This is a genomic window from Fibrella aquatilis, assembly GCF_017353255.1.
In the GTDB taxonomy this organism is placed as follows: Bacteria; Bacteroidota; Bacteroidia; order Cytophagales; family Spirosomataceae; genus Fibrella; species Fibrella aquatilis.
This window is the reverse complement of record NZ_JAFMYU010000003.1, coordinates 320,357-332,082: the sequence shown is the minus strand read 5'-3', so window position 1 is coordinate 332,082 and position 11,726 is coordinate 320,357. Positions and strand designations below refer to the sequence as shown.

The 11,726-nt window shown below is 55.2% G+C and carries 10 protein-coding genes; 8 read left to right on the top strand and 2 right to left on the bottom strand.

Annotation, left to right across the window (positions count from 1 at the left end):
* The first annotated feature begins 209 nt into the window (after positions 1-209).
* Together selD and J2I48_RS05765 are read left to right on the top strand one after the other, a co-directional pair.
* Positions 210-1,259, top strand: coding sequence for a selenide, water dikinase SelD (gene selD / locus J2I48_RS05770; RefSeq protein ID WP_374758151.1), 1,050 nt, complete (start codon positions 210-212; stop codon positions 1,257-1,259).
* A gap of 123 nt (positions 1,260-1,382) precedes the next feature.
* Positions 1,383-2,165, top strand: coding sequence for an alpha/beta fold hydrolase (locus J2I48_RS05765; protein ID WP_207334451.1), 783 nt, complete (start codon positions 1,383-1,385; stop codon positions 2,163-2,165).
* 99 nt (positions 2,166-2,264) lie between these two features.
* On the opposite strand, the gene J2I48_RS05760 is transcribed toward J2I48_RS05765, so the two are convergent.
* The gene (locus tag J2I48_RS05760) at positions 2,265-3,044 is read right to left on the bottom strand and encodes a glucose 1-dehydrogenase (RefSeq protein ID WP_207334450.1); all 780 of its coding nucleotides are present in this window, start codon (positions 3,042-3,044) and stop codon (positions 2,265-2,267) included.
* 36 nt (positions 3,045-3,080) lie between these two features.
* On the bottom strand, positions 3,081-3,845 hold the full coding sequence (locus tag J2I48_RS05755) for a class I SAM-dependent methyltransferase (protein WP_207334449.1): 765 nt from the start codon (positions 3,843-3,845) through the stop codon (positions 3,081-3,083).
* A 247-nt stretch (positions 3,846-4,092) separates the two neighbouring features.
* On the opposite strand from J2I48_RS05755, the gene J2I48_RS05750 reads away from it, so the two are divergent.
* The 6 genes from J2I48_RS05750 (at position 4,093) to J2I48_RS05725 (ending at position 11,696) form a co-directional block, all read left to right on the top strand.
* Complete coding sequence (locus J2I48_RS05750; protein WP_207334448.1) at positions 4,093-5,796, top strand: sodium:solute symporter family protein; 1,704 nt, start codon at positions 4,093-4,095, stop codon at positions 5,794-5,796.
* A 99-nt stretch (positions 5,797-5,895) separates the two neighbouring features.
* Complete coding sequence (locus J2I48_RS05745; protein ID WP_207334447.1) at positions 5,896-6,606, top strand: hypothetical protein; 711 nt, start codon at positions 5,896-5,898, stop codon at positions 6,604-6,606.
* Positions 6,607-7,000: 394 nt separating this feature from the next.
* Positions 7,001-9,589, top strand: a complete 2,589-nt coding sequence (gene topA, locus J2I48_RS05740) for a type I DNA topoisomerase (RefSeq protein WP_207334446.1) — start codon at positions 7,001-7,003, stop codon at positions 9,587-9,589.
* 89 nt (positions 9,590-9,678) lie between these two features.
* Entirely contained in the window at positions 9,679-10,185 is a 507-nt protein-coding gene (locus J2I48_RS05735) for a GreA/GreB family elongation factor (protein ID WP_207334445.1), read from the top strand.
* 44 nt (positions 10,186-10,229) lie between these two features.
* Complete coding sequence (locus J2I48_RS05730) at positions 10,230-10,934, top strand: SIR2 family NAD-dependent protein deacylase (RefSeq protein WP_207334444.1); 705 nt, start codon at positions 10,230-10,232, stop codon at positions 10,932-10,934.
* Positions 10,935-10,988: 54 nt separating this feature from the next.
* On the top strand, positions 10,989-11,696 hold the full coding sequence (locus J2I48_RS05725; RefSeq protein WP_207334443.1) for an endonuclease III domain-containing protein: 708 nt from the start codon (positions 10,989-10,991) through the stop codon (positions 11,694-11,696).
* The last annotated feature ends 30 nt before the right edge of the window (positions 11,697-11,726 follow it).

Sequence of the window (11,726 nt, the reverse complement as noted above, 5' to 3'; positions counted from 1 at the left end):
GCCGCAAAGGTCTGACAAGTTTCTGTGACCACCAAGTGACCTATCACTGAAAAATGCTATGATTGACTTAGCAAACGGCTCATTTCTTACAAATCGTCCTATTTAACCCCCATTAAATACACTTCCTTTTGTTATCTATTTGTTAAGCCAACCGAATCCCCTCCCGGCGCGTTATCCCTACCTAAACAGGCTACTTTTGTGCCATGACAATTCAGGATTCAATCAAGCTCACGCAATACAGCCACGGGGCGGGTTGCGGCTGTAAAATTTCGCCCAAGGTGCTCGACCAAATCCTGCACGGACAAGCCGCCGGTCCAGCCTCACCAGCTCAGTCGTTTTCGACCCTGCTGGTGGGCAACGACAGCCGCGACGATGCCGCCGTGATGGACATTGGCAACGGCGAAGCCATCATCAGCACCACCGATTTCTTTATGCCCATAGTCGATGATGCTTTCGATTTCGGGCGCATCGCCTCGGCCAACGCCATCAGCGATGTCTATGCCATGGGTGGGCAGCCCATCATGGCCATCGCCATTCTCGGCTGGCCTATTGATAAGCTCCCGCCCGAAATTGCCGGGCAGGTTATTGCTGGGAGCCGGTCTATCTGCGCCGAGGCGGGCATTCCGCTGGCAGGAGGCCACAGTATAGACTGCCCCGAACCGGTGTTTGGCCTGGCCGTGACGGGCCGCGTGCGCATCAGCGACCTGAAACAAAACAACACCGCCACCGAAGGGTGCCGCCTCTACCTCACCAAACCCATTGGCGTGGGCATCCTGACCACAGCGCAGAAAAAAGGTGTCCTCCTGCCCGAACATGCCGACCTGGCCCCGCGCCAAATGGCCCAACTGAACTCGTTTGGGGCTGTTTTGGGCCGTTTGCCCTACGTGAAAGCGCTCACCGACGTCACGGGATTCGGCCTGCTGGGGCACTTGGTCGAGATGGCCGAAGGCAGCGGCCTCAGCGCCGAAATCAGCTTTGACGACGTACCCAAGCTGGATGCTATTGCCCAATACCTGGCCCAGAAGAGCGTGCCGGGCGGCACCATCCGTAACCTCGACAGTTACGGCCACAAAATTGCCAACCTCCCCGACGAGCAGCGGTTTATCCTAGCCGATCCCCAAACGTCAGGTGGCCTATTGATTGCCATTGACCCCGGCAGCAGCGACGAATTTGAGCGCGTAGCCACCGAAAACGGATTCACCCTGCACGCCTTCGGCGAACTGACAGCGAAACGGGAGAAAGTGGTGTATGTGAATTAAAAGGAGGAGGGGGAAGAAGGGGACGAGAGGGAGAAAAGGGATTGCTTACGCCAAAGCAATAAACTGGCGTAAGCAATCCCTTTTCTCCCTCTCGTCCCCTTCTTCCCCCTCCTCCCCTTCTTTATGAAATTATACTTCCGCGAGGTGGGTGATCCTGCCAATCAACCACTTATTATTCTGCATGGGCTGTTTGGCTCGTCGGATAACTGGCTGACAATCAGTAAGTCAATTGCCGCGCTGGGCTACCGCGTCATCATGGTCGATCAGCGCAACCACGGGCAGTCGCCCCGCAGTGACGATCATTCGTACCCCGCCATGGCCGCCGATCTGCACGAACTGATTCTGAATCTGGGCTTGCAGCAACCTGTTTTGGTAGGCCATTCTATGGGCGGCAAAACCGTGATGCAGTACGCCATGACCTACCCTACTACGTTCTCGAAGCTGGTGGTGGTCGATATTGCGCCGAAGTTTTATCCCGTTCACCATGCCGACATTCTGCGCGGTCTCTCGGCCATCGACCTGTCGGGCTTGAAAACCCGCAATGAAGCCGACGACGTGCTAAAGGACTATGAACCCATACCGACGGTACGGCAGTTTTTGCTCAAAAACCTTTACCGTGACACCAATGCCGATGGCAGCGTGGCCTTCAACTGGCGGCTGAACCTGCCCGTCATTACCCGCGAGATCCACGGCATCGGCGACGAGCTAACCGACATGCAGCCCGTGCCGCAACCTACCTTATTTATCAGGGGAGAGCGTTCGCCCTACATTCTCGACTCCGACTGGCCGGGTATCCTGCGCCTGTTCCCCCACGCTAAACTCGTTACCATAGCCGAAGCCGGCCACTGGGTACAAGCCGAAAAACCCGCCGAGTTTGTAGCAGCGCTGGGGGAGTTTTTAGTCTAGTGGTGAGTGCTAAACGGTAAGAGGTGAGTTTGCTTCCGCCAGCGTATTTGCTCTGGCGGAAGCAAACTCACCTCTTACCGTTTAGCACTCACCACTAGACTAAATAACCGTTCCTCCGTCGGCGTAGAAGAAGCTGCCGGTGGTGTAGGATGAGGCATCGGAGGCCAGCATCAGGGCCAGAGGGCTAATTTCGTCGGTGGTGCCCATGCGGGCAATGGGCAGGCGCTTGGTGAAGTGGGCCAGCGTTTTGTCGTCCTGCCAGAGGGCCTGACTGAACTTGGTCTTAATCAGGCCGGGGCAAATGGCATTAACCCGGATACCGTCGGTACCCCATTCTTTGGCCAGCACTTTGGTCAGCATATTCATGGCGGCTTTACTCACGCTATAGAGGCCAAGGCCAGGGTCGGGGGTGTGGCCGGCAATGCTGCTGATCATGATGATGCTACCGCCGCCCCGCGCTTTCATGCTGGGGTATACCAGCTTGCTCAACTCAAATGGAGCTTTCACGTTGGCCTGCATAATCTTGTCGAAGGCCCCGCCGTCGGCATCCAGTGAGGGACCAAAGACCGGGTTCGAGGCGGCGTTGTTCACCAGAATATCGACTCCACCGTAGGTAGCCATCGTTTTTTCTACTAGTTGGGCCAGTTGGTCCATGTCGCCCACGTGGGCAGCAATACCGGTGGCTTCGCCTCCCTCGGCTCTAATTTCGGCGGCCAGGGCATCGCAGGCTTCCTGCTTGCGGCTGCTGATGATGACCTTAGCCCCGAAGCGGGCGTACAGGCGGGCAATGTCCTCACCAATGCCTTTACTGGCTCCGGTGATGATGGCTACTTTATTCGTTAAATCGAAAACGGCTTTCTCAGCCTGAACAACAGACATAGGAGATGAAGTATTAATTTGTTGGTATACGCGAAATTAGTTTAAAGCGGCCGCGCCTTTCTGCCAGAGGCAAAAGGCCGACGTACCCGTTGGCAGCGAAACACGCGGCATGAGTTTGACTTCGGCGGCCAGTACTTTGTAGAAAAGCTTATTCAGCAAACTATCATCGGCCAGGATTGTAAAGTCGGAACCGGCTTTACTACGAACCCAGTTTTTGGGCACCAGGCGCGTCATCCAGCGGAGCATGAGTACCGGGCCTGCCAGCAGCGCGTTGAAATATGACGAATAAACGATCTTCCCAATTTGCTCGGAGAAAAGGCCCGTCAGTTCAGAGCGGGTGTAGCGCCGAAAGTGCTGGTTCACTATGTCGTGGTGGCTCCAGAGCAGCATGTGGGCAGGCACCGTCACAAATACTAATCCGTTTGGGTTGCACACCCGCTGAAGTTCGGCAACGGCTGTCTGATGGTCTTCTACATGCTCGATAACGTCAAAGGCGCACACCACATCATAGGAGCCATCCTGATAAGGCAGGTCGGTAACCGATCCTTCTGTCACCTCCATGGCCAGTTCTTCGCGCAGAAACGTACAACAGGATGATTCATATTCTACCGAGGTCACCTCGCCCAGGGCACTCAGCAGTTCTGTGGTTCGGCCAGTGGCAACGCCCACGTTAAGAATACGCAACGGCTGATTTTTAGCAGCGTATTGTTTCGTTAGCCGCTGGATGAGTTGCCCCCGAATGACAAACCACCAATGCGTACGCTCTAGCTTATAGTAGTCCTGGTAATAGGCTAAATCCATGTGGGCGATTGAATTAAGAAGTTACGTGGTTTCACAAAAGTAAGTTTAAAGCGCAGCTTTGTCCTATAGCGACTTCGTATTCGGCCATTCACTTCTCGTGTTCATGCGTACATTTACCGCCCATGATTCCCATGAACCCACCCACCGAAACACCCTTGTTTGGCTCCTGGCCGCTAGCCTATGCCGTTGTGATCGGGGCGCTCGCTGTTGAGATTGCCTTGTTTTATGGTTTAATGCGCTGGTTTGCATGAGCAGCCTCGACTGGTGGATTCTGGGCGGCACCATTGCCCTGCTTGTACTTTATGGCCTGTATAAGAGCCGCGGCACCCAATCATTCGACGACTACACGCTGGCCGGGAAATCGCTGCCGTGGTATCACGTAGGGCTATCCGTAATGGCTACACAGGCGAGTGCCATCACGTTTTTGTCGGCACCAGGGCAAGGCTTCGCCGACGGGATGCGGTTTGTGCAATTTTATTTTGGCCTCCCCCTGGCCATGGTGGTGCTCTCGATCACGTTTGTACCCATTTTCCACAAACTACGGGTCTACACGGCCTATGAATTCCTTGAAAATAGGTTCGACGGGCGGGTGCGCTCCCTCACGGCGGGGCTTTTTTTGTTGCAACGGGGCCTATCTACGGGCGTGTCTATTTATGCCCCGTCCATTATTCTCTCCACTATTCTGGGCTGGAATATCTACTGGACCAACCTGCTCATGGGCGGGCTGGTGCTGCTCTATGCGGTATGGGGTGGCACCAAAGCCATCTCCTACACGCACCTGACCCAGATGCTGATCGTGACGGTGGCCATGTTCATTGCCGGATTCCTGACGGTCCACAAGCTACCCGCCAATATGGGCTTTACCGATGCCCTACGCGTGGCCGGAAAAGCCGGACGGCTCAATTTAATTGATACCACGTTCGACGTAAAAAGCCGGTATAACCTCTGGTCAGGACTCATTGGCGGCTTTTTTCTGCAACTATCCTATTTCGGCACCGACCAGTCGCAGGTGGGGCGCTACCTCACGGGCGAGACTATCAAGCAGAGCCGTATGGGACTGTTGATGAATGGGTTGTTAAAAGTGCCCATGCAGTTTTTGATTCTGCTGGTGGGGGTGCTGGTATTCGTTTTTTACCAGTTTCACGAGTCGCCGGTGTTTTTCAACCAGCAGGAGGTGGTCCGGCTGCAGGCGGGTCCGCTGGCAGGCGACTTTCGGCAGCTTAATCAGCAGCACCTGACGTTGTCGGCGCAACGCCGCGAGGCCGTACTGGCGTTGCAACGGGCCACTACGCAGCACGACGATGCTGCCACTACCCTGGCGGGTCGACGATTGGAAAAAGCCGACGCGGCTCTGGCCAAAACCCACACGGCGGTGGCCGACCTGGTGAAGCGCAACAACCCGGCAGCCGACAAAAACGACCTGAACTACGTGTTCCTGCGGTTCATTCTCGATTACCTCCCCCACGGCCTCATTGGTCTGCTGATCGCCATGATTTTTATCTCGTCGATGGGGTCTATTGCGGCGGCCTACAGTTCGCTGGCATCTACCACGGTGGTCGATATGTACCGGCGCGTGTGGCCCAACAGCACGTATGACGAGGTAGTCGTATCGCGCTGGTCGACTATTGGGTGGGGGGTGTTTTGTGTAGTAGTGGCTCAGTTTACCAACCGCATCGGCAGCAGCCTCATCGAGACGGTTAATATTCTGGGGTCGTTGTTCTATGGAGTCATTCTGGGCATCTTCTGCGTGGCGTTCTACGTGAAATCCATTGGGGGACGGGCCACGTTCTGGGCAGCGGTCATTGCCGAAGCCGTGGTCTTTATCTGTTACTACCTCGACCTGATGGCCTTCCTTTGGTTCAACGTGGTGGGGTGCCTGCTGGTGGTGGTTTTGGCCTGGCTCTTTACCCGCCTGTGGTCGCAGGAATCTTCCGTTCGGGTGTCCAGCTAACCCGGCGGGAAGGCAAAGCAGGGTGTTAAATTTTGCTAAATACCAGCACCACTTGGCCCACACCGCCGTTATTGCCCAATCAACCTACCTCCTATTGCTGTGATTCGTAGCGGCTTGTTTGCACTCCTATTGCTTATTGGTATCCAGTTTGGGGCCACTGCCCAGACGCCGCGCTTTATTATTGGCAAGGTGCTGGACCAGGAAACCGGCAAGGGCGTCAACAACGCCTCGGTCATCAATCCGCGCACGCAGGCCATGGGCCGCACCAACACGCTGGGGGCTTTCTACATCGACGTGAAACCCGGCGACTCAGTAATTGTGATCAGCCCCAGCCACGGGCGGGTGGCCATGAAGTGGGACGGCATGACTAAAGAGCCACAGCTGGTGATGAAACGACAACTCACCGACGACGTAATAAACCTGCCCACGCTGACCGTTCGGGGAAAGCGCGAAGCCGAAATACGGAAAGAACTGGCCCAGATCCTGAGCGAACCCGAAGCCCGCAAAGGCCTGTCGGGCGAAGAGATATTTTCGCTGGCGCAGTCGCCCGTGACGCTACTATATGAGTTGTTCAGCAAGCAGGCCCGGTCGCACCGCAAGGCCGTTATGATTAGTCAGCAACACCGCAAACGGATGCTGGCCAATTACCGCGTTGAACTCATTACGCAACGCGCCACCGACCTCCAGGGCGAGGCTATTGAGACCTTCCGCGACTACTGCAATTTCAACGACGATTTTGTCTTGCAGGCCGCCGAATATGACTTAACGTTTGCCGTCCTGCAACGATATAAACAGTACGCCCGGCGCTAGTTAACCCTGTTTGTCAAGTAAACTAATGGGCAATTCAGCAGCGTTTTTTGGAGTCAACTGCTGTTTTTTAGACCCATTCTGTTGCTAATAAGTCGGCAAGCGCTGGCTCTCGCTAATAAACATAAGTTATTGATATACAGTTATTTATATAACAGACAGAGTTATCTCATGCCGAACGAATTGCCGCCTAACGGTGTTAAGTAAGTAAACCTGTCAGCTACGTCGCACTTGGTTATCCGGGTGGCAATGCTTGCGCTATATCTTGCGTTTGCGTCTATATTTGGCGGTCTTCATTTGATGCTCCGCTTACCGTTCGGCACAGTTTTTGGCCAATCGCTGGTCAGTCTGTCGTACGTATATGCAGTAACAACATCATCAACACGATAGACACTTTATGTCGAAGAACTTAGTCATTGTGGAGTCGCCGGCGAAGGCGAAAACAATTGAAGGTTATCTGGGCCGCGACTTCACGGTTCGGTCTAGTTTTGGCCATGTCCGCGACCTGCCCAAAGATGGTTTGGCCGTTGATGTGACCAACGGCTTTCTGCCATCGTACGAAATTTCGCCCGACAAGAAGAAGTTGGTGAGTGAACTGAAATCGCTGGCCAAAGCCGCCGAGGTCGTGTGGCTGGCCACGGATGATGACCGCGAAGGCGAAGCCATTTCGTGGCACCTGAAAGAAGCCCTCGGCCTGCGTGACAATACCAATCGCATTGTTTTCCGCGAGATCACGAAGTCGGCCATCCTGAATGCCATTCAGTCGCCGCGCACCATAGACGTTGACCTGGTTAACGCCCAGCAGGCCCGGCGTGTGCTTGACCGGCTGGTAGGGTATGAACTCTCGCCGGTGCTGTGGCGCAAAATCAAAGGCGGCCAAAGCCTGTCGGCGGGGCGCGTACAATCGGTAGCGTTACGGCTGGTGGTAGAGCGCGAGCGGGAAATAGACAAGCACAGCAGCAAGTCGAGCTTTAAGGTAACAGCCCAGTTTCTGGTCGACGGCGGCAAGATGCTGAATGCCGAATTGGCCAAAAATTTTGCTACGCCCGCCGAAGCCCGCGCCTTTTTGGAGCACTGCATTGGTGCCACGTTTACTATTAAAAACCTGGAGGTGAAGCCCGCCAAGAAATCACCGGCACCACCGTTTACCACCTCCACGCTGCAACAGGAGGCATCGCGCAAGTTGGGCTACTCGGTAGACCGCACCATGCGCATTGCTCAGAACCTGTACGAGGCCGGTAAGATTTCGTACATGCGGACCGACTCGCTGAACCTCTCGCAGGAAGCCGTCGACAAGGCCGTGGCCGAAATCTCGACCGAGTTTGGTAAGAACTACGTGCAGACGCGGCATTTCAAGAACAAGAACGAGTCGGCGCAGGAGGCCCACGAAGCCATCCGCCCCACCAACTTCAACGACCGCGCCGCCGGTGGTGACCGCGACCAGAAACGCTTGTATGAACTGATCTGGAAACGTGCCATTGCCTCGCAAATGGCCGATGCTCAGCTGGAACGTACCACGGTTACGATTGATGTTCAAAGCCCCGGTGGCCGCAACAGTCAGTTCCCTTCTGAACTGATTGCGCAAGGCGAGGTGATCAAATTCGACGGTTTTTTGACCGTTTATCTTGAATCGAAAGACGACGAGGACGACGAAGACACCAAGGGCATGTTGCCCCCGCTGACGGTTGGGCAGGAGCTTGATCTGAGCGTGATGAAAGCGTCGGAGAAGTTTACCCGCCCGGCTCCGCGCTACGCTGAAGCGTCGCTGGTGAAGAAACTGGAGGAGATGGGCATCGGTCGCCCGTCTACTTACGCGCCCACAATCTCGACGATCATTAACCGGGGTTACGTAGTGAAGCAGGACAAACCTGGCACCGAGCGGACCTTCAAAGAGTTTACGCTGCAACGCGAACAGATCAGCGAGACTAGCGGCAAGGAAAACTTCGGTTCGGAAAAAGCCAAGCTGTTCCCCACCAACACGGGCATTGTGGTCAACGATTTCCTGGTCGAATATTTCCCCGACATTGTCGATTTCAAGTTTACGGCCAACGTAGAGAAAGAATTCGATGAGATTGCCGACGGCAAAGTGAACTGGCAGAAAATGCTGGGCGACTTCTACGGCGATTTTCATAAGAACATTGAAGAGATTCAGGGGTCGAGCGTGGTATCGTTCAAGACCGGTGCCCGCGAACTGGGCATTGACCCCAAGTCAGGCAAAAAACTCTCGGCGCGGCTGGGTAAATACGGGGCCTACGTCCAGATCGGCGAATCGACCGATGACGAAAAACCCATCTACGCCAACCTCCGCGACGGGCAGTTGATCGAGACGATTTCCATTGAAGATGCGCTGAGCCTGTTTGCCCTGCCGCGCGAGGTGGGTTTCTTTGAAGACAACGCCATGACCATTGGTATCGGTAAGTTCGGTCCCTACGTAAAGCACGACGGCAAATACGTTTCGCTGACCAAGGAGGACGACCCCTACACGATCACCGCCGAACGCGCCACCGAACTGATTTTGCAGAAACGCAACGAATCGTCGGGCGATGCGCTGGGGGAGTTTGAAGGCAAGCCCGTTACGAGTGGCAAAGGACGTTTTGGCCCGTATGTGAAGTACGAAGACAAGTACATCTCATTGGGCAAAGGTGAGCAGCTGACGGGCCTGACCCTGGAACGCGCCATTGAGCTGATTCAGCAAAAGCGCAACGCCGAAGCAAACAAGTATATCAAAGAATTTCCGGAACGTCCTGAAATCAAAGTAGTTAACGGCATGTATGGCCCATATCTGGCCGTAGGCAAACGCAACGTTCGCTTACCAAAAGATATCGACCCAGCCGAGTTGACGCTGGAGAAGTGCCTGGAACTGGCTGGTGGCGACGAACCCGCCGCGAAAAAAGCCCCCGCTAAGAAAGCAGCTACGTCAGCCAAAGTACCGGTGAAAGCGGCAGCCAAAGCGCCCGCAAAAAAAGCCGTTGCGAAGAAAAAGTAAGCGAAGAACGCTGGTCTTGTGTTTACTGATGCCATCACTTCAAGTGATGGCATCAGTCATTTACAGGCCTTTACGAGCCAACGTTTTCTATGAGTAGTGCTTTTTTAAAGAACGAAACCGCCGACGCCCCCGTAGTGATTCCGGCGCGGGCACCGCTGCCACCGGGCGTGACCAACTATGTGACACCGAGGGGGTTAGCCCTCCTCCGTCAGGAACTAGCCGACCTGGAAGCTGAACGCGGAGCCACGCAACACGACCCCGACGAGAGTGAGCGCAGCCGAAAGCTGGCCCTGATCAATGGCCGCGTGGGCGCCCTGAATCAGCGAATTGCCTCAGCCAGTGTAGTTGACCCCGCCAACCAACCCCACACCGAAGTTCGATTTGGCGCTACCGTAACGCTACACCCTAAAAAAGGCCCCGACCGCATCCTCACCATTGTGGGCGTAGATGAAGCCGACGCCACCCACGGACGTGTAGCCTTCACCGCCCCCATTGCCCGCGCCATGCAGGGCAAACACATCGGCGACTCGGTAACCCTGCGCACGATGAAAGGCGAAGAGATCTATTCGGTCACGGTTATTGATTACGTGAACTGAAGGTAGACAGGAATTGACACGGATTTTTTCCGTATCTTATACCTATGAAACAGCGTAAGAAAATCGTGGTATTATCGGGGGCGGGCATCAGCGCCGAGAGCGGCATCGCCACCTTCCGAGACTCGAATGGCCTCTGGGAAAACCACCGGATCGAAGACGTAGCCACGCCGCAGGGCTGGCAGAAAAACCGCGAACTGGTGCTGGAATTCTACAATCAGCGCCGCAAACAGGCTATTTCCGTTGAACCCAATGCGGGCCATTACGCACTGGCGAAGCTGGAGAAGTACTACGACGTGACCATCGTGACGCAAAACGTGGATGGCCTCCATGAAAAGGCCGGTTCTAGCCACGTCATGCACCTTCACGGCGAACTCTCAAAGGCCCGTAGCTCGGTTGATCCCTCGCTGGTATATGAGATCGAGGGATGGGAAATTAAGCTGGGCGACCGCTGCGAAAAAGGTTCTCAACTGCGCCCGCACATTGTCTGGTTTGGCGAGGCTGTCCCCATGATTGAAGAAGCCGTCGACGTGGCCCTGACCGCCGATATTTTCATTGTCGTGGGCACGTCGCTGGTGGTATATCCCGCCGCTGGCCTGGTCGATTTTATTCCCGACACCGTGCCCATCTACGTGGTCGATCCTAATCTGCCGGAGGTAAAAAAACGCCCGAATCTTACTCTCATCGGCGAACCCGCCAGCATTGGCATGACGCAGTTGGCCGATAAATTAATTGCTGAAGTTGCCCGCTAAAGCAGAAAATCCGCTTAGATCCACCCAATCTGTGTCATCTGCGTTCTCCTGTCTATGACACCCGCAGAAAAGACCCAACTAGCCCACCAACTGCTGAATGAACACTACGGTGTGCAGGCCATCTACGGCCGCGTAGACCCTATGCACGAGCTAATCGGGACGATCCTGTCGCACCGGACTACCCATGCCAACGAAGTAACGGCCTACCGCACTATGCGTGAGCGGTTTCCTACTTGGGAGGCCGTGCGCGACGCCCCCCTCCCCGACCTGATTGCTGCCATCCATACGGCCAATTATCCCGAGGTGAAAGCACCGTACATCCAGAATGTGCTCCGCGAACTCATTGCCGAACGGGGTGCTGCCAACATCGATTTCCTGCACGACCTCACCACCGACGACGCCATGCAGTGGCTGACCAATCTGCCCGGCGTCGGCCTGAAAACGGCCACATTACTGCTGCTGTTCTCTTTTCACAAACCCGTGCTGCCCATTGATACCCACGTGCACCGGGTTACGCAACGCCTGGGTCTAATTGGCCCAAAAGTAAGCGCCGAAAAAGCCCATGCTCTGTTGCTCAGCTACTTACCTGCTGATGCGACCGAACTATTCAATTTCCACAAGCACTTCTACTGGCACGGGCAACGCGTTTGCACCTGGTACACACCTAAGTGCGACGCCTGCGTACTAGCCCCCCACTGCGATTTCCTGCAAACAGGCAAAACAATGATGCTGAGTAGTACACCCAAAAAGAGCGGTAAGTGATGAGTGGTGAGTGGTAAGTTTGCTTCCGCC